This is a genomic window from Variovorax nivicola (assembly GCF_051216475.1).
Taxonomy (GTDB): domain Bacteria; phylum Pseudomonadota; class Gammaproteobacteria; order Burkholderiales; family Burkholderiaceae_C; genus Variovorax.
Window position 1 is genome coordinate 801495 of sequence record NZ_JBPJZK010000001.1, and the last position, 19836, is coordinate 821330.

At 67.7% G+C, this 19836-nt stretch carries 9 protein-coding genes; 2 read left to right on the top strand and 7 right to left on the bottom strand.

Annotated elements, in window-relative coordinates:
- The 7 genes from ACSFBF_RS03810 to ACSFBF_RS03840 form a co-directional block, all read right to left on the bottom strand.
- Positions 1-624: an aspartyl/asparaginyl beta-hydroxylase domain-containing protein gene (locus ACSFBF_RS03810; protein WP_435464995.1), complete on the bottom strand. Its 624-nt coding sequence runs from the start codon at positions 622-624 to the stop codon at positions 1-3.
- Positions 625-745: 121 nt separating this feature from the next.
- Positions 746-1024, bottom strand: coding sequence for a hypothetical protein (locus ACSFBF_RS03815; RefSeq protein ID WP_435464996.1), 279 nt, complete (start codon positions 1022-1024; stop codon positions 746-748).
- Positions 1025-1157: 133 nt separating this feature from the next.
- The gene (locus ACSFBF_RS03820; RefSeq protein WP_435464997.1) at positions 1158-3785 is read right to left on the bottom strand and encodes an AAA family ATPase; all 2628 of its coding nucleotides are present in this window, start codon (positions 3783-3785) and stop codon (positions 1158-1160) included.
- Complete coding sequence (locus ACSFBF_RS03825) at positions 3782-4894, bottom strand: metallophosphoesterase family protein (protein WP_435464998.1); 1113 nt, start codon at positions 4892-4894, stop codon at positions 3782-3784. Before ACSFBF_RS03825 ends, ACSFBF_RS03820 begins: the two co-directional genes overlap by 4 nt.
- A 100-nt stretch (positions 4895-4994) precedes the next feature.
- Positions 4995-5177 carry a hypothetical protein gene (locus ACSFBF_RS03830; RefSeq protein WP_435464999.1) on the bottom strand — a complete coding sequence of 61 codons (183 nt, stop codon included), beginning with the start codon at positions 5175-5177 and terminating at the stop codon, positions 4995-4997.
- 105 nt (positions 5178-5282) lie between these two features.
- Entirely contained in the window at positions 5283-6017 is a 735-nt protein-coding gene (locus ACSFBF_RS03835; protein WP_435465000.1) for a peptidoglycan DD-metalloendopeptidase family protein, read from the bottom strand.
- A gap of 96 nt (positions 6018-6113) precedes the next feature.
- A complete protein-coding gene (locus ACSFBF_RS03840) occupies positions 6114-6911 on the bottom strand; it encodes a class I SAM-dependent methyltransferase (protein WP_435465001.1) in 798 nt (265 codons plus the stop codon).
- 631 nt (positions 6912-7542) lie between these two features.
- Here ACSFBF_RS03840 and ACSFBF_RS03845 point away from each other — a divergent pair.
- Together ACSFBF_RS03845 and ACSFBF_RS03850 are read left to right on the top strand one after the other, a co-directional pair.
- On the top strand, positions 7543-14841 hold the full coding sequence (locus tag ACSFBF_RS03845; RefSeq protein WP_435465002.1) for a hybrid non-ribosomal peptide synthetase/type I polyketide synthase: 7299 nt from the start codon (positions 7543-7545) through the stop codon (positions 14839-14841).
- On the top strand, positions 14838-19835 hold the full coding sequence (locus ACSFBF_RS03850; protein ID WP_435465003.1) for an amino acid adenylation domain-containing protein: 4998 nt from the start codon (positions 14838-14840) through the stop codon (positions 19833-19835). The genes ACSFBF_RS03845 and ACSFBF_RS03850 overlap by 4 nt, the downstream gene beginning before the upstream one ends.
- Position 19836: the final 1 nt, after the last annotated feature.

A 19836-nucleotide genomic window follows, 5' to 3' on the forward strand; every position in this document is an offset into this window, starting at 1 on the left:
TCAAGCCACCAACTGCTGCTGGAGCACAGGCAGCCAGGGCTCGGTCAGCATCTCGAAGGATGGATTGGCATCCAGTCCCATCAGCAAATGAACCCGGTTCGACGGCTGCTGGCTTCGATTGACCGCCCTGTGGTTCACATCCACCCGCACCAGCCAGGCCGAGCCGTCGGCCGGCAAGTGCACGCTCTCGATGCTGCCGTCGGCGCGCTGCCATTCGAAGAAGCAATTGGGGTTGGTGATGATGGGGATGTGCAGGCGCCAGGTTTCCTTGGCCGCATCGTTGTGCAGCGGCATCTCCTGGCCTTCGCTTTCGAGCTGCATGATCCGGGCCCTGAAGGGCGTCAGGCCATGGCTGCGCAGCGCATTCATCACCCGGGCCAGGTAACCGCTGCAGGCGTCTGTCGGCGTGACGCCGCGCGCATTCTTTGCGGGAATCCGCCGGATGCCGTCCTCCAGCGTGCCGTCGCGGCTGGTGACAGCCCAGCCGATGTAGTCCACGCGGTTGTCGCGGTATGGCGTCGACGGCATCGGCTTCACGTGTGCCAGGAAATGCTGCCTCAGCAATTCGGCGTCGATCCTGAAATCGGCCAGCCTGGCAAACATCACGTCACTCGATTGCTCCATGGTTTTTTCTCCTCTTCTTCGTCCTCTTGATGGCGGATGTGCATCGGACGGCCGTCAATGCCGACGGCGCGAGCACACGCAATGAGCAGGGCCCGAAGGCCCCAGGTCGAAACGAGACGACCTATGCGAGGAAGGAGAGGCGTTGTGGCGGCCGCATGGGCCGCTCGAGAGGCGCGGACGGCAAGACCGTCACGGCAAATTCCAGGGGAGCTTCCGGTCGAAGGGCCGGCAGTGAAATCTCGCGCCTTCCGGCGGCAAGGTCCACTTCGTCGGAATCGATGCCGTTATCCAGAACCGAAGCACCGGCGTGGCCCTGATGAAGCTCGCAGGCGCTGGCCTGATGCACCTGCGCGACGTTGGCCTGGTGCTGCCCGAAGCCCACCATGTTCTGAGCAAGCACGGCCAACCCGTGACAGCACAGAAAGGCAATAACTGCGGACGTACAAAGCCAGCGACGCATGACGGCGCAGTTTAGCGACCGGCCGAATATTCTGGATAGTGTGATTGCAGGTGGACGTCGCAATGCCAAGACATCACGGAATGCCGCGCGCCACGACGCCGAGATCGCGCCAGGCCTCCGGATGACAGCTGAAGATCAGTATCTGGTGGCGCGTTGCCGCGTCGTACAGCACCCGCTTCATCTGCCGCAGGCGATCTTCGTCGGTGTTCACCAGCGCGTCGTCGAGGATGAGCAAGGTCGGCTTGCGCGCCTCTTTCAGCAGGTCGGCATAGGCCAGCCGGGCGACGACGCCCATCTGCTCCCGCGCGCCCACGCTGAGTTCTTCGAATGCGCCGCTCTGGGCGCCTCGCAGGCCTTGCCGCGTGATGCGGCCTGGCGAAAGGTCGTCGCCGACCTCGACCTGCGCACCAGGGAAAAGAATCTGCAGGTAGTGGTCGAGGTGCTTCTGCAGCGGCGCGCGAAGGCGTCGTGCCAGGGCTGAGCGCTTTTCGCGCAGCAGCTTGAGCAGGTGGTCCAGCGCCTTCGCGCGGCGTTCGAGTTCGGCGCAACGCCGCGCGGCATGCTCCAGTTCGCGCCGCTTCTCGGACGCAGCTTCTTCCTGGCCCAGCGCGCCTCTGGCTTCGAGTTCGGCTTCGAGCCGGGTGATCTCGTTGGCCCGTTGGCTGTGCGTGGACTCGGCCTGCTTGACGCTTTGCTCCAGCCGTTCCACGTCCTGAGCGAGCACCGGCAGGTTGGCGGATTGCAACTGCTGTGCCAGCTCAGCGACCTTGTCTTGCAGGGCCGATTGCTGCGCGAGCGCATCCGTCAATGCAGCGCCGGCTTCCGTCTTGCGGTTGGCGCGCATCGGGTCATTCAGCGTGGCTTTGACCGCCGCGAGTTCGTCTTCAGCAGCCTTGACCTGCTCGCGCGCATTGCCGGCGGCAATCTTGGCGTCGTTGAGTGCCGCGGATGCAGCCTCCAGCGCCGCGCGTGCGGCGCCCTCCTCCGATTCGGCCTGCGCGCTCGACGGCATCGCCGCGTCGGCCGGCGGCATGCCCTGCAGAACCTGCCTTGCTTCAGCCAGCCGGGCCTCGCGCATGGCGATGTCCGCGGCGAGCGCGCTCAGCCCCTTCGGTGCCAGCGCAGCCAGCACGGCCACCGCCGCACCGGCTTCGCCCTTGCGCAACGCCTGCTGCCGCATGCGCTCCTCGACAGCCGCGACGCTCTCCGCGCGCAGGACCTGCAACAGCCCGGCGAGTTCGTCGCGTGCACGGTCCCGTTCGATGGCAAGGCTTTCCAGATCAGCCCCGCCCGGCAGCACCGTGATGCGGCCTACGCCTTCGATCTCGATGTCGGTCCGCGCGATGACGGTCTGGCGCTTCGAGCCGGAAAGCTCGGTGCCGGCGACCCGGACCTTCGCAGCAGGCTGCAGCTCGAACTCCAGGGCCGTCGCCACCGCATCGAGCCTGGCTTGCGCCGTGCGATGCGCATCTGCGCAACGCTGAAGCCGCTTGAGCTCGCCCTCCGGCACCGCGAGCGCCTGCGCCTCGGCCTGCAGGCGCGTGACCTTGTCCTGCTCGCCCTTTGCCTTCTCGTGGCTCTGTGCAAGCGCCTCAAGCTGCTCGGCCAGGCTTTCGACGGTTTTCTCCTGCGCGATGCGCGAGGCCGCCTGCCGCGCAAGGCGCAGGTTTTCGCGCGCGCCGGCATCGGCCCTTGCTGCAGCCGCGTGACGGGGTTCCCACGCCTGCAATTCGCCCAGCGCCTTGGCCAAGCCTTCCTGTGCCGCCTGCAGATTCTTCTCGCGCAGGACGACTGTGGCTTCCTCACGCTCCATCGCCTGGAGCTGGGTTCGCCAGGAATTCACCTGCGCCGTGACCTGCCTGAGCGCGGCGTCCTGCGCGGTCTTCCTGTCGTTCAAACCCTTGGCTTCGTCCAGCCGCTGCCGTGCGATGGCCAGTTGCTCCCGCAGCGCCGTCCAGGGCCGCGCGGCTTCATCGCGCTGGTGATCGCGGCGCAGGCCGGAGAGACGGTCTACGCCCGACTGATAAGACTCGATGTCGGCGCGCAGCTGTTCGATGTCGGCTTCGAGCTCCGTGCGCAGCCTGATGGCATCCGCGAAGGCGCCGCGCGGTGTTCCGGCGGCGGGCGTGAGCAGTTCGTTGCGTTCGCTCTCCACCGCCTTCAGCACCGCATCGCCGTTGCTGGAAGCCAGTTCGCCCAACGATTCGCCGAGTGCGTTGCGCAGGTGGTCGCTGGCGAAGCCCACGGCGCTGGCAATGTCGTGTGATGTGCCCTGCTTGATCCACAGCAGCCCCGGAATGCCCATGTGCTCCGGCGTGCTGGCGCCCTTGCCCGGAAAGCGAAAGCCCAGCAATGCAGCCAGATGGTCTTCGGCCACCGCGCCGTCCATCGCCTTGCCATCGATGACAAGCTCACAGCGCTTCTTGCCGAGAAAGGCTTTGGTGAGCCGGCACGGCTTGCCGTCGAGTTCGAAATCGACTTCGACCGTGGGCGTTGCCGAACTCTCGCCCCATGGCCGCAGGTGCTCGACGGCGCTGGAGCGATGCCGCTCGAAGAAGGCGGCGCGAATGGCCTCGGCGACGGTGGACTTGCCCGACTCGTTGGGCGCCGCGAAAAGATTCAGTCCGTCAGTGAAGCCGTCGATTTCGAGCGGTGCGCGGAACAGCTTGAAGTTCTCGATGCGAAGACGCTGCAACTTCATGCGCCCGCTCCCTGAGCGTCGAGGATGCGGGCGAGCGTGAGCAGCGCGTCGCGAGCCACTTCGGCATCGGCATCGCCTTGCTGCGAGCGCAACTCTTGAAGCGCCTCGCCGACAAAGCCGTCGGCGTGCAGCGCCTGGATGTCGTCTTCCGTCGGCTCCAGCCGCAGCGCTTCGCCGTCCCACACCAGGGCACGGGCGCGAGCGCGGGCGGCGTCGAGCGCGGCGCTCAGCCTGTTGTGGCCGTTGAGGTCGCAGGCGCCCTGCGCGCGCAGTTGCAGCACGTCGCTGCCGCTCACCTGCTCCAGCTTTTCCACCAGTTCATCAATGTCGGAAGGCACCGTGAGCCGCGGCTCCCATTGCTGCCAGTCGAACTGGCCGGTGCGGATCGCCTCGACCGTCGGCACTGCCCCGACACCTGAGATGCCGACCAGCAGCGCCTGCCCCGAGTCGTTGGCCCTGAAGCGGTCAGTCTCGGGCGTGCCCGCATACCAGGTGCGATCGTCGATCTGCCGCGTGCCGTGCCAGTCACCGAGCGCGAGGTAGTCGAGCCGGGCTTGCGCCGCGCGCCCAGTCGCGATGGGATTGGCCGAGTCGATGTCTTCGGACAGGATGCCCTGCACGCAGCCGTGCGCCAGCCCGATGCGGGGCAGCCCTTCTTCGCTTGGCGCCGTGGCAAACCAGTCGGTGAGGTCGCCGTAGGTATGGCGCTGCGTGAGCGGCGCGGGCAGCAGCGTGAACTTGCCCGCCACCGTGTGGGGCTTCGGCTCCAGGCAGCAGACGATGTTCGGTGCGATGGCGCCCAGCCGCTGCGCGCGGCTCCAGACCGATTCGCTCAGCGCCGAATCGTGGTTGCCCGGAATCAGCAGCCAGGGGCCGGAAAAGCCCTGCATGGCGTTGAACATGCGCCGAATGGTTTTGTCCGATACGGTCTGCAAATCGAACACATCGCCTGCAACCAGTACAGCATCGACCTTGCGTTCGGCCGCAATGGCGGCCAGCCGCTCGACCACCTTGAAACGCGCCTCGAACAGTGCCGCGGCGTCGTCGGGTTCGAATTGCGAGAACACGCGGCCTATCTGCCAGTCCGCGGTGTGGAGCAAAGAAATCATGCGTGGCCCTCCCTTTGCCTCTCGCGTCTTCACGTCATCCAGAAAGAGCGAGCATCTTAGAGGGCCTGCGACAGCAGGCGGGCTGGAACCGGCCGGGAGGCTAGGCCCTGGCGTCGCGCCCCGAGGCGCACTCTTCGAGCAGCGCGGCCGATTGAGTGACCTGTTCAGTGATCTGCTCGCGCAGTGGCTTCCATTCGAGGCTGAACGGTGCGAGCAGGCACCACTGGGTGGTCAGCGCCAATGCGATGCCGAAAATGATGAACAGCCAATGCACGAGTTCCATTACCGCCCCTTTTTTTAAGACTAAGGGCGAGAGTCTGCGCATTTCACAGGCACCGCGATATCGCCAATTTGGGGGATGCCTTTCGCCAGAGGCCGCCCCGTCCGGTCACCTTGCCGGCAGGTACTGGCGCGGGTCGACCGCATTGCCGCGGTAGCGGATCTCGAAGTGGAGGCTGGCGCGCCCACCGTCCGCGCCGCCGATCTCGGCGATCTTCTGGCCCTGCTTCACCTGCTGGCCCTGTTTCACGAGCACCGTACGCACATTGGTGTAGACCGACATATAAGAGCCGCCGTGATCGACCATCAGCACGCTGCCGTAGCCGCGCAGCGTTTCCGTCACGGCCACCTTGCCAGCGCCGATGGATGCCACCGGGTCGCCGACGCTGCCGCCGATGTCGACGCCCTTGTTGCTGGTGCCGTTGAAGCCCGCGATCACCTGGCCTTGCGCGGGCCAGGCCCAGTCGCTGCGCCGCGACGCCGGCGGTGCGACTGGTTCGGGCGCCGCGGCCCGGGGCGGCCTCGAACGCTCGGGGCGTTCCGGACGTTCGGCGCCTGCGCTCCTGGCAGGAGGCGGCTCGGACGATGCACCACCACCCGGCGGTACCACGCGCAGCACCTGCCCTGCTTCGAGCTTGTCGGGGTCCTGCAGATTGCTCCAGCGGGCAATGTCGCCCGGCGAGCGCCCGGTCTTCGACGCGATGCGATAGAGCGTGTCGCCCGGCTGGACGACGTATTCGCCCGGCCCCGCCACTGGCGCCTTGGGGGAGGTGGAGCACGCTGCCACCATCAATGCCGCGGTCAGCGCAATGCCCGCGCGCCAGTTCCTTCCTGTCACAACCACTACCGGATTCCTTCCTGGATAACTGAATCTCGCGCTCCCGGATGCCCGGGGCCGCGCTCGAAGAATCCGGGAAGGCTACCAGCAGTCGCCGGGCGTTCAGTTGGTTGGCGCTTTTTCTGCGGTCTTGCGCCTTGCAATGCACATCAGCGACAGCGCGCTCGCGGGTGCCTTCGGGTCGCGGCCCGACAGCACATTGCCCATGCGGTATTTCCATTGCGCCGGCCCGACGTCGCCAGCCAGCGCCTGCGCTCCTATCTGGTGGTTGTGCGGATGCACGCGAACCTCGAAGCCCAGCGGCTCCAGCGTGGATTCGAAGAGCTCCTTCGTCACGCCGTCGCCGGGCCGGTGATGCACTTCGGTTCTCAGCCCCCATGACTGCTGACTGCCGGTCTTGTGAAAACCGTGCCCTGTCGCGCGATAGACCCACAGCCGCGCATCCCACATCAGCCTGGCCAGGCCCTTATAGTCCCACGCCGTGAGCTGCGGATCGTGGTCGGTAATCAGCAGGCCATCGGGCTTCACGAGGCGGGCCCCCTCCTGCAGCACCGCCTTCATGTCGTCGCAGTGGTGTAGCGATGCATTGATTGCCACGATGTCCGCCACCTGCGAGCGGAACGGCGTGTGCGCCGCGTCCGCCAGCACCGCCGTGTAGCCCAGGCCCGCAGCCAGCTCCAGCGAGCCTCCGGCCACGTCGACGCCGATCAGCAGTCTGGGCCTGCCGCCCAGCGTGGCGAAGAGGTTACCCGGCCCGCAGCCCAGGTCGATGACGACCTTGTCCGTCCAGTCGCCCCCGGCGGCGAGCCAGCGGCTGCGGAAATGCGCGTCGCGGTGGCAGTAGTCCAGATATTCCTTGGCCCACGCCGCATTGCCGAAGTATGTGGCGTTGGCTGTCAATGCATCTGAATTGTTCGGAAGAATCGATTCCAAATAGTAATCACAGCGCGTGAGAACTACATCGGGTAATAGGATGTCGCGAAGCATTTTTTACCCTCGGAAGATTTGAAGCCGATAACTCTTTCAGTCTTTGCGATTTTCAGGTTTTGTACAGTTATTTTTTATACGGTTACAGACTAATCCAATTAATAACAGTCGCGCCCGGAAGGATGTTTCACTTTTCGACAGTGAGGCCAGTGCGTTTTCCGCATGACTCTCCGGTGTAGCGCGTGATCCGAGGTGGTCATGCGCGCAAGGCGGTCGACAGCGCATTCCCTCCCTGTGCGCAGCCTGTTTCTCCCCAGGAGTACCCCGCTTCAGTGGCCCCTTTCGGGCACTTGGAGGGCCCGTGCGGTGGGCTTTTTCCTCCAAATCGCGCATCAGTTACCTCGAACGGGACGATTCGGGTAGTACGTTTTCGAAATAACCTTATCCAGTTGTAACCGAGGCCTAAAGTGCACACATTGGCCAAGGGAAACCTCCTAGGATGAAGACACGAAAAGAACGCAAGTCAGCTTCCTCCTCTTTAATTGGGTGAATGGAATTTCCATTCACCCAATTGCTTCCATTGTATTTCTTTTGGGATATTTACATGGAAATTCAAACTGTTTCGCAAGCACTCGCTGCTCCGGACCTTGTTCTGGAAGACCTGTTCGTGCCGCGATCCAATTCGGAGGGATCGGCCGACCGTCGCAGCGCTTCGGTGGCACTTGAACCCCGCTTCGCCCAGCGCTGGACCCAGTGGCTCGCCACCACCGGCCAGTTGCCGGACACCCTCTTCGCGGGCGCGTGGCTGCTGCTGCAGTCGCGCTGGCTCGGAGGCCTCTGGCCCGTACTGCATGAGGCAGGCGCCGCGCCGATGCGCTGCTCGACCACCGTCGCCTTCGACGCCACCAAGGCCGCTGGCGCCTGGCTGGCCGAACTGGATCTCGGCCGCCGCTCGGCATCGCAAGCAGCCGTGCAGCCCACCTCCCTCTGGCTGCGCGAAGAAGCCGATGCCGATGCCCCGCTGCGGCTGCGCTTCGACGCCGCTTCGGCGTCCCTCTATATAGATGCAGCCGCAAGCCTGATGGATGCCACCGCAATCGATCAGCTGCTCGCAGCCCTCGTCGACACCGCCGAAGACCTCCTGCAGCACCCCGATGCAGCCCTGAACGACATCCGCACGCTGCCGCGCGCCGACCAAACCGCTCAGCTCGTCGAATGGAACACGGCCCTCGCGCCGGTGGACCCTGCCCTCACGGTGCCCGCCATGTTCGCCCGCCAGGCGATGGCCGCCCCCGACGCCATCGCCCTCGCGCAAGGCGACGCGCAGATGAGCTACGGCGAACTCGACCGGCGCTCCGACCAACTCGCGCAGCGCCTGCAGGGCCTGGGCGTTCGCAGCGGCGACGGCGTTGGCCTGCTGCTCGACCGCTCGATGGCGGCCATCGTCGCCCAACTCGGCATCCTCAAGGCCGGCGGCGCCTATGTGCCGGTGCCTACGGATTTCCCGCCCGAGCGCGTCGCCTACATGCTCGGCGAGGCCGGCGCGCACCACGTGCTCACGACGCAGGCGCACCAGTACCTCGTCCCCCCCGATCACGGCGTTTTATTGCTCGACGAATACGAAGACAAAACAAACCGCAGTGCATGGAATCCTCCGACCCTCGATGCCGAATCGGTGGCCTATGTCATGTACACCTCGGGCTCGACGGGCACGCCAAAGGGCATAGAGATCTGCCATCGCTCGATCCTGCGGCTCGTCGTGGGCGTGGACTATGTCGCGCTCACTCCCGGCCTCGCCGTGCTACATGCGGCGCCGCTCGGCTTCGATGCGGCCACGCTCGAAATCTGGGGTCCGCTGCTCAATGGCGGCTGCTGTGTCATCCACGACGAACGCGTGCCCACCGGCGCCGGCCTCGCACACACCATCGCGCGCCACCACGTGCACACGGCATGGCTCACCGCCGCGCTCTTCAATGCCGTGGTCGACGACGACCCAGCCCACCTCTCAGGCCTGCGGCATCTCTTCACCGGCGGAGAAGCGCTGTCGGTGCCGCATGTGCGACGCGCGCTGGCCGCCTTGCCCGGCCTGACGCTGAGCAACGGCTACGGCCCCACCGAGTGCACAACCTTCGCAGCCACGCATCGCATTGCATCGCCGCTGCCCGAAGACCTGCGTTCCGTCCCGCTCGGGCGCCCCATCAAGGACACCGTGCTGCGCGTGCTGAGCCCCTCGATGGCGCTGCTGCCGACCGGCTTCGTGGGCGAGCTCTGCATCGGCGGCCACGGGCTGGCCCGCGGCTACCTGCGGCAACCCGCGCTCAGCGCCGAACGCTTCGTGCCCGACCCATTCGGAGGCCCCGATGACCGGCTCTACCGCACCGGCGACCTCGCGCGCTGGCTGCCCGACGGCACCGTCGAATTCATCGGCCGCCGCGACGGGCAGGTGAAGATCCACGGCCACCGCATCGAGACCGGCGAGGTCGAGGCGGCCATCCTCGCGCACCCCGCCGTGCAGTCTTGCGCGGTGGTCGCGCGGCCCGACGAAGGTGGGCAGCTACGCCTGGTGGCCTATCTGGTCGCGCGTTCGGAAAAGATCTCGTGGGATGCCCTGCGCGCCCACCTCGGCGCCCGCTTGCCCGCTGCGCTGGTGCCCACCACACAGGTGTGGCTCGCGCAACTCCCCGTCACGCCCAACGGCAAGCTCGACCGCAAGGCGCTGCCCGAGCCGGCCGGCGAGCGCCCCGAACTTGCGCAGCCTTTCGAAGAAGCGCACGACGCCATCGAACAGCAGGTGTGCGAGGCCTTCGCCCGTGCGCTGCGCATCTCGAAGGTCGGGCGCAACGACAACTTCTTCGATCTCGGCGGCGATTCGCTGCTGGTGCTGCAGGTGCTGGCCGACCTGCAGCGCGGCACCGGGCTGCCGCTGTCGACCAATCTTTTCTTCCGCAATCCCACGCCAAAAGCAATGGGCGAGCGGATGCAGCCGGCGGGCGATCAGCCCGCCACGGCCGCTGCGGCCGGTTCCAAGGATCGACCGACCGCAGCGGCCACCTTTTCGAGCGACATCGACGACGCAGTCGCCCTGGTAGGCACCGCAGGCCGCTTCCCCGGCGCGGCAGACGTCGAGCAGTTCTGGGACAACCTCGTCGCCGGGCGCGACACCATCAGCTTCTTCGACGACGCCACGCTCGACGCCGGCATCAGCCAGGCCCTGCGCAGCGACCCGGCCTACGTGCGCGCACGCGGCGTGATCGACGGCATCGAGGACTTCGACGCCGCCTTCTTCGGCATCGGCCCCAAAGAAGCGCAGCTGATGGACCCGCAGCAGCGCGTGTTCCTCGAAATCTGCTGGGAATGCCTGGAACGCGCCGGCTACGTGCCCGACGCCGCACCGGGCCCGGTCGGCGTGTACGCCGGCATGTACAACGCCACCTACTTCCAGCGCCACGTGAGCACCCGGCCCGACCTGGTGGAGCCGGTCGGCGAATTCCAGGTGATGCTGGCCAACGAGAAGGACTACATCACCACGCGGGTGGCGAACCGGCTCAACCTCACCGGCCCGGCCGTCAGCGTGCACACCGCCTGCTCGACCTCGCTGGTGGCCGTGGCCCAGGCCTTCCATGCACTGCGCACGGGCCAGTGCTACATGGCGCTCGCGGGCGGCGCCTCGGTCACCTGCCCGCCGCGCAGCGGCTACCTCTACAACGAGGGCTCGATGCTCTCGCCCGACGGCCGCACGCGCAGCTTCGATGCCAAGGCCCAGGGCACCGTCTTCAGCGACGGCGCGGCCGTGGTGTTGCTCAAGCGGCTCGCAGACGCACAAGCCGACGGCGACACCATCTACGCCGTGCTGCGCAGCGCCTGCGTGAACAACGACGGCGGCTCCAAGGCCAGCTTCACGGCGCCCAGCGTCGATGGGCAGGCCGCGGTGATCCGTGCCGCGCTGGCGGCGGCCGACGTCGATGCGGGCAGCATCTCGTACGTCGAAGCGCACGGCACCGCCACGCCGATGGGTGACCCGATCGAGGTCGAGGCGCTGGCCGTGGCCTATGCCGAGCACACCGATGCGCTCGGCTACTGCACGCTCGGCTCGCTCAAGAGCAACGTGGGCCACATGGTCACGGCGGCGGGCGCGGCCGGCCTCATCAAGACGGCGCTTGCGCTGCACCACGAACAGATTCCGCCGACCGCGCATTTCAGCGCGCCGAACCCGGCCATCGACTTCGCGCGCACGCCCTTCCACGTCACCGCCAGCCTGCAGCAGTGGCCTCGCGCCGACCTGCCGCGCCGCGCGGGCGTCAGCTCCTTCGGCGTCGGTGGCACCAACGCACACGTCATCGTCGAAGAGGCGCCGCCGCGGCCGGCCTCGCCGTTGGCAACGGGCGACCAACTGCTGTCGCTGTCGGCACGTTCCGAGGCCGCGCTCACGTTGGCCACGGAACAGCTCGCAGCGCATCTCGAAGCCCACGCCGAACTGCCGCTGGCCGACGTGGCCCACACCCTCGCTGTCGGCCGCAAGGCCCACGCCTTCCGCCGCGCTGTCGTGGCCAGCAACACCGCCGAGGCCATCGCAGCCCTGCGCAATGCCGACTCGCCCCGCCGCGTCAGCGGCCGCACCGCCTCGCGCGCACTGCAACTCGTGCTGATGTTCCCCGGACAGGGCGCGCAGTACGCCGGCATGGGCAAGAACCTCCATGCGAACGACCCGGTGTTCGCCGCAGCGTTCGGCGACTGCATGGCCGCCTTCGAAGGCGCGACCGATTTCGACCTGCGCGAGCGCATGTTCTCGGACGACCCGCAATCGCTGGCGCCCACCGCCGCCACGCAGCCCGCGATCTTCACGCTCGAATACGCCCTCGCGCGCCGGCTGCTGGCGCTGGGCGCGCGGCCGCATGCGCTGATCGGCCACAGCGTCGGTGAATTCGTCGCGGCCGTGATCGCAGGCGTGATGCGGCTCGAAGACGCCGCCCGGCTCGTCGCCCGCCGTGGCGCACTCATGCAGGCCCAGCCGGCCGGCGCGATGCTGTCGGTGCGCCTGGGCGCGGCCGAACTGCTCGACCGGCTCGGCCCGCAGCTTTCGCTGGCCGCCGAGAACGGCCCCACGGCCTGCGTCGCCGCTGGCCCCTTCGACGCCATTGCGGCCCTGCAGGTGGCACTGGAAGCAGACGGCATTCCGAGCCGCCCGCTGCAGACCTCGCACGCCTTCCACTCCGCCATGATGGACGCGGCCGTCGAGCCCTTCGAGGCGCTGGTCGGCAAGGTGGCACTGCGTGCACCGCAAACCCCCATCTACTCGACGCTGACCGGCCAGCCGCTCGAAGACGCCGAAGCCACCAGCCCCGCCTACTGGGCCCGGCATCTGCGCGGCACCGTGCGCTTCTCGCCGGCCGTGCGCTGCGCGATGGAGCAGGTAGCCAACCCGCTGTTCGTCGAATCAGGCCCGCGAAACATGCTCGCGACGCTCGTGCGCCAGCACGGCGCAAGCGGCGTCGTGTCGCTGCTGCAGGGCGAGCCGGCCGACGAGGCCCGCACCCTGCACCTGGCGCTGGGCCGCCTCTGGACCTGCGGCGCCGATGTCGAGCTGTCGCGCCTCGTCTCACGCATCGGCGCGCAACGCGTGCGCCTGCCCACCACACCGTTCGAGCGCAAGCGCTTCTGGGTCGACATCGCCGCCGTCCCAGCCATTGCCACCGTGGCCGCGCCCGTCGCCGCCCCGGCCCCTTCCTTCGTCCCTCTTGTTCCACCTACCGCTCTGGAGTCGATCGTGACAGCAGCAACGCCCTCGCCTCTTCATCCCCCCGCTTCGAACGTGGACGCGCGCCTGCGCAGCCTGTTCGAGGACATCTCCGGCCTAGACATGGCACAGGCGGAAGGGCACGCGCCCTTCGGCGAACTGGGTCTGGACTCGCTCACACTGACCCAGGCCGCCACGCAGATCAAGAAGCACTTCAAGGTCAACCTCAGCTTCCGCCAGCTGATGGAAAGCTACCGCAGCTTCGATGCGCTCTCGACCTTCCTGCGCGAAAGCCTGCCGCCCGAGGCAGCTCCTGCACCGGCAGCTGCCGTTGTGGCCGCGCCAGTCGAAAACGCGGTCTCTGTTCCGCAGGCCGCACTGCGCCAGCAGATGCCGGTGTACATGCCGATGCAGAGCAGCAATGCAGGCGACGCCCAGTTGTCGCAGCTGATTTCGCAGCAAATGGAATTGATGCGCCAGCAGCTCGCACTGCTGTCGGGCGGCATTCCGGCCACGCCAATCATCACGCTGCAAGCCATGCCGGCCCAGGCCGCACCCGCGCCTGCCACGCCTGCGGCCGCGGCGCCTGCTGAAGACCCCGCGCAACCCGTGCGCTATGACGTGAACAAGGCCTTCGGCGCCATCGCCCGCATCCACACCCAGCGCAACGCCGAGCCTAGCGGCCGCCAGAAAGCGCGCCTTGCCGCCTTCATCCGGCGCTACGTGGAACGCACGCAAAAAAGCAAGCAGTTCACCGAAGCCAACCGCGCCCACATGGCCGACCCGCGCGTGGTCAACGGCTTCCGGCCGGTCACCAAAGAGATCACTTACCAGATCGTCATCGAGCGCTCCAAGGGTTCGAAGATGTGGGATCTCGACGGCAACGAGTATGTCGACGCGCTCAACGGCTTCGGCATGAACATGTTCGGCTGGCAGCCCGACTTCGTACAAGACGCCGTGCGCAAGCAGCTCGATGACGGCTACGAGATCGGCCCGCAGCACCCGCTGGCAGCCGAAGTCACGGCGCTGATCTGCGAGCTCACCGGCAGCGACCGCGCCGGCCTGTGCAACACCGGCTCCGAGGCCGTGATGGCCGCGCTGCGCATTGCGCGCACCGTCACCGGCCGCAGCACGGTGGTGGTGTTCACCGGCTCCTACCACGGCACCTTCGACGAAGTGCTGGTGCGCGCCGGCAGGGGCGGCAAGGGCCTGTCGGCCGCGCCGGGCGTGATGAGCGGCATGTTCGGCGACATCCGCGTGCTCGACTACGGCACGCCCGAGGCGCTGGAATTCATCCGCGAGAACGCCGACGACCTGGCCGCGGTGCTGGCCGAGCCGGTGCAAAGCCGTCGCCCCGACTTCCAGCCGCGCGAGTTTTTGCACGAGGTGCGCGACATCACCGCCAAGAGCGGCTGCTGCCTGATCTTCGACGAGGTCATCACCGGCTTTCGCACCGCACTGGGCGGCGCGCAGGAGCTGTTCGGCGTGCGCGCCGACCTCGCCACCTACGGCAAGGTGATCGGCGGCGGCTTTCCGGTTGGCGTGATCGCGGGCAAGCGCGAATTCATGGATGCTCTCGACGGCGGCCCCTGGCAGTACGGCGACGACTCGATTCCGGGCGTGGGCGTGACCTACTTCGCCGGCACCTTCGTGCGCCATCCGCTGGCGTTGGCTGCGGCCAAGGCATCGCTCACGCATCTGAAAGAGGCAGGCCCCGCGCTGCAGGCCGGACTCACGGGCAACACCGCCGCCATGGCCGCCGAGCTTTCGGGCTGGTGCAAAGAAGTCGGCGCGCCCATCGAGATCCGCCATTTCGCTTCGCTGTGGCGCGTGAGCTGGCTCGAAGACCACCCGCTGCAAGACCTGCTGTTCGCCATGATGCGCAGCCGCGGCGTGCACATCCTGGACAACTTCCCGTGCTTCCTCACGAGCGCGCACAGCGCCGAGGACATCGCCTTCATCCAGCGCGCCTTCAAGGACTCGGTCGCCGAGATGCAGGAGTCCGGCTTCCTGCCGCGCCGCGCTCCCACCCCCACCCGCTTCGACGTGCGCAAGCCCGTCGAGGACGGCTGCGTCCTGGCCCGCGACATCGACGGCCAGCCCTTCTGGTACGTGCCCGAGGACGCCGCCTCCCATCAACACCTCATCAATGGAAAGGCCGCAGCATGAACGCCGTCCTCAAGCCCACCGCCAGCGGTGGTGTCATCGAATGCATCATTCCGACGACGGAATCGCAGCGCGAAGTCTGGCTCGGCGCAACCCTGAGCACAGAAGCCTCGATGGCCTACAACGAGTCGGTCGTGCTGCGCCTTCGCGGCGCGCTGGACTGCCCGGCCCTGGCGCGTGCCATGGCCCGGCTGCTCGAGCGCCACCAGGCGCTGCGCGCCACCATCTCGCCCGACGGCACCTACATGCTGGTCAGCCCTCCCGGCGAGAACCTGCTGGTGGAGCAGGACCTGGGCGCACTCGAACCTGAAGCCCGCGCGCAGGCACTGCGCGAGGCCCACGACGATGCGGTGTGCACGCCCTTCTCGCTGGAGCATGGCCCGCTCTTCCGGGCCGCGCTGTACCGCCTGGACGATGCCGAGCACGAGCTCGTGATGTCGGCGCACCACGTGGTGTGCGACGGCTGGTCGTGGGCGGTCATCACCGAGCAGCTGGGCCACCTCTATGCCGAAGAAACCGGCATCGGCCTGAAGCTCAAGACCGCGCCGCTCTTCGCCGACTTCGCCGCCGAGGAAGCCGCCGCGGCCGCCAGTGCCGACATGCAGCCGCACATCGACTACTGGCTGGGCCGCTTCTCCGGCAACACGCTGCCGGTGCTCGACCTGCCGCTGGACCGCCCGCGCCCAGCCGTTCGCACCTTCAATTCGCGCCGCGCCGAGCGCCTGCTCGACAAGCGCCTGGTGCATGCCGTGCGCACGGCGAGCACCAGGGCCGGCGTCAGCCTTTTCACGGGCCTGCTCAGCGGCTTCGTTGCCACGCTGCACCGCCTCACGAACCATGAGGACATCGTCGTCGGCATTCCGGCTTCGGGCCAGCTCGCGCACGACATGCCCGGCCTGGTTGGCCACTGCGTGAACCTGCTGCCGCTGCGTATCGCCGCCCATTCGGGCATGCGCTTCGACGCGCTGATGGACGAATGCAGCACCGCCGTGCTCGACGCCTTCGACCACCAGGCGCTGACTTACGGCGCGCTGCTGGGACAGCTGTCGCTGGAGCGCGACCCGAGCCGGCTGCCGCTGGTGAGCGTGGCCTTCAACGTCGACCCCGACGTGGCGAGCAGCGCGCAGGCGTTCACGACCCTCAATGTCGTGCAGGACACGATCGCCCGCCAGTACGAGAACTTCGAACTGTTCGTCAACCTGCGCCCGCTCGACGGCGGCCTGCAGGTCGAAGTGCAATACAACACCGACCTGTTCGACGAGGTCAGCGTGCAGCGCTGGCTCGGCATGTTCGAGTGCGTGCTGCAGTCGGCCTCGCACAAGCCCGACGAAACCGTCGGCAGGCTCGAAGTGCTGTCCAGCACCGCCGCGCGTTCACTGCTGGCGCTGCAGCCCGCGCGGGTTCCGCTGGTCGGCGAGCCGCTGGCGCACGCCGGCTTTCTTGCACGCGTGCCACGGCAACCCAACCACCCGGCGGTGCGCGACGGCGCGCGAAGCTGCAGCTACGGCGAGCTCGATGCGCAATCCAACCGCCTGGCGCGTGCACTGCGCATGCGCGGCGTGGGCCGCGGCCAGCGCGTGGGGCTGTGCCTGGAGCGCAGCCTGGAGATGGTCGTCGCGATGCTCGGCGTTCTCAAGGCGGGTGCGTCCTACGTGCCGCTCGACACCTCGTTTCCGCAGGCGCGGCTGGACCACTACGCGACCGACGCCAGCCTCAGCCAGATGCTGACCACGTCGGACATCGCAGCGGCGCCGCGCGGCTGGCGTGCCGACGCGGCTCTGCGGGTCTTCGAGATCGACCGCGACACCGCCTGGCTCAAGCTGTCCGGCGATGCGCTGCCGCCCAGCACCGACGACCCGGGGCCCGAAGACGCCGCCTATGTGATCTACACCTCCGGCTCGACCGGCCTGCCCAAGGGCGTCATCGCCCATCACCGGGGCGTGGCCCACCTGCTGCAGTGGATGCAGCGCGAATCGGGCATCGGCCCGGCCGACCGCATCGCCGCCGTCACGACGCTGTCGTTCGACATGGCCGTGCCCGATCTGCTGCTGCCGCTGGCGGCGGGCGCCGAGCTCGTGATGGTGAAGCGCGAAGTCGCCATGGACGGTAATCGGCTGTCCAAAGCGCTCGATGAAGAACAGATCACGCTCCTGCAGGCCACCCCCGGCATGTGGCAGCTGCTGCTCGATGCCCAGTGGGCTGGCGGCGCCCCCGGCTTTCGCGGCTGGACCGGCGGTGAAGCACTGCGCCCGAGCATGGCGCTGGCGCTGTGCGAGCGCATGGAAGGCCTGTGGAACGGCTACGGCCCGACCGAGACAACGGTGTACTCCACGGCCTGGCATGTTCGCCCCGAAGAGATCGCGTCGCGCGGCGTGTCGATCGGCAAGCCTGTCGACAACACCGAAATCTGGATCCTCGACGCCAACCTGCAGCCCTGCCCCATCGGCGTGCCGGGCGAAATCTGCATCGCGGGCGAAGGCGTCTCGCTGGGTTATCTCGACCGCCCCGAGCTGACCGCCGAGCGCTTCGTCACGGTGCGCATCTTCGGCACTGCGAAGAAGGTGTACCGCTCGGGCGACCGCGGCCGCTGGCGCAACGACGGGCTGCTCGACCACCTCGGCCGGCTCGACTTCCAGGTGAAGGTGCGCGGCTACCGCATCGAGCCCGGCGAGATCGAGGTGCGCTGCTGCGAAGTAGCCGGTGTCTCGCGCAGCGTGGTCGTGGCCCGCGAAGACCACCCCGGCGACGTGCGCCTGGTGGCCTACCTTGCGCTCGCCCAGGGCGCCGGCTTCGACCTCGATGCGCTGATGGTGCACCTGCGCAAGCACCTGCCGGCCTTCATGCTGCCGCAGCACGTGGTGACGCTCGATGCCTTGCCGACCCTGCCGAACGGAAAGATCGACCGCGTCTCGCTGCCGCCGCCGCAAGCGGTTGCGCGCAACGAGGTGCGGCGCGGCGCCGCCCCGCGCAACGAGCACGAACGCAAGGTGCTCGCGGTCATGGAGAAGGTGCTGAGCCTGCCGGGCCTCGACATGCACGACAACTTCTTCACCATGGGCGGCCACTCGCTGCTGGCCGCGCGGCTCACCACGCTGCTGAGCCGCGAGTTCCAGGTCACGCTACCGCTGCGCACCCTGTTCGAGGCGCCCACGGCCGAGAAGCTGGCCGCGGCCATCCAGGGCCTGCAGGGCGCGGGCGTCGGCCTGGAGGCGCCGATTGCCTGCCACAGCGAGCGCCGCAGCGCGCCGCTCACGCTTGCGCAGGAACGCATCCGCTTCATGGAGCAGCTGCACCCGGGCCGCTCGGTCTACAACGCGCCCTCGGCGCAGCGCCTGACCGGACAACTCGACGCGGCGCGCTTCGAAGGCGCACTGCGCGAAATGATCCGCCGCCAGCCCTCGCTGCGCACTTCCATCGGCATCGATGCGCAGAGCGGCAAGCCGGTGCAAATGATCGCGGAGTCTGTGGAATTCGCCCTGCCGCTGGTCGACCTGCGCGGCCTGCCCGCTGACCAGCGCGAGGCCGAGCTGGCCGAACGCATGCAGGAAATGTCGGACCGGCCAATCGACATCCATCGCGCGCCGATGATGAACACGACGCTGTTCCAGCTCGACGACAACGAGCACGTCTTTTTGTTCGTGCCGCATCACCTGATCTGGGACGGCTGGTCTTTCGACCTGATGCAGCGCGAGCTGGGCGCGCTGTACGACGCCGCCGAACGCGGCCGTCCGCACAGCCTGCCTGCGCTCGCCACCACCCACGGCGACTATGCCGAGTGGCTCGAGAAGTGGCTGACGGAGCCTGCCTGCGAGGAACAGCTCGCGTTCTGGCGCGGCCGGCTCGAAGGCGCAAAGGCCGTGCGCCCGCCAAAGACCGACATGCCGCGCCGCGCGGGCAAGAGCGGCCAGGGCGGCGCGCACTGGATCCACGTCGACCTGCAGAGCACGCAGCATCTGCGCGAGATCGCGCGCGACATGGACGTGACGCTCAGCATGCTGACCTTCGGCATCTACGCGCTGACCATGGCGCAGGTAACGGGCAACGACACCATCGTCATCGCCAACCCTGTGCGGGGACGCCAGCAGGCCGAGACGGAAGACGTCATGGGCTTCTTCAACAACGTGCTGCCGGTCTCGCTCGCAGTCGATCAGACGCTGCCGCTGCCTGCCTTCATGCGCTACGTGAAGCAGGAACTGCTGTCGATGATGAACAACCAGCAGGTGCCGTTCGAGCGCCTGATGGCCGAGCCGGGCTATGCGGGGCAGATCAAGACCTCCGGGCCCTACCAGGCGATGTTCTCGTTCCAGGATGCGCGCGAGCGTGCCCGCAGCGTCGGCAGCCTGCAGACCCGCCAGATGCACGTGATGCAGCACGGCGCCACCGACGACATCGGCGTGTGGCTCATGGACAAGCCGCACGGCCTTGAAGGCGCGCTGATCTACAACGCCGACGTATACCTGCGCGAAACGGGTGCCCAGCTGCGCGAGCGCTATCTCGAAGTTCTGCGCCGCGTGGCCGACGACCCTGCCGCCACGCTCGCGGAAATCGCCAGCACCGAAGGCTCGACCAGCGCGGCCTACCTGCGCAAGCTGGCAGCCGCGGACGCGGACAAGAGCGCGCCGGCCGATGCCATCAATGGCAACGGGCACAAGGCGCCGCAGAGCCTGCTCAACCCCGAGCAGGCGCAGCTCGCCCAGATCTGGGCCGGCGTGATCGGCATCGACGTGAGCGACATCCGCGCCAGCGACAACTTCTTCGACCTCGGCGGCGACTCGCTGCTGGTGCTGCGCGCGGTGCAGCAGGCCGCGCAGATGCTGGGGCACCGCGTAGAGCCGCGCCGCTACCTGTTCGAGAACCTCGGGCAGATCGCTTCTTCGGCGCACAGCGCGCCGCAGGGCGTGCCGTCGGACCTCGCAGAACTGGCCGCCGACACGGCCGCGCAGGCACAGCGCGGCGGTCTGTTCGGTGCCCTCGGCCACTGGCTGCGCAAGGGATGAC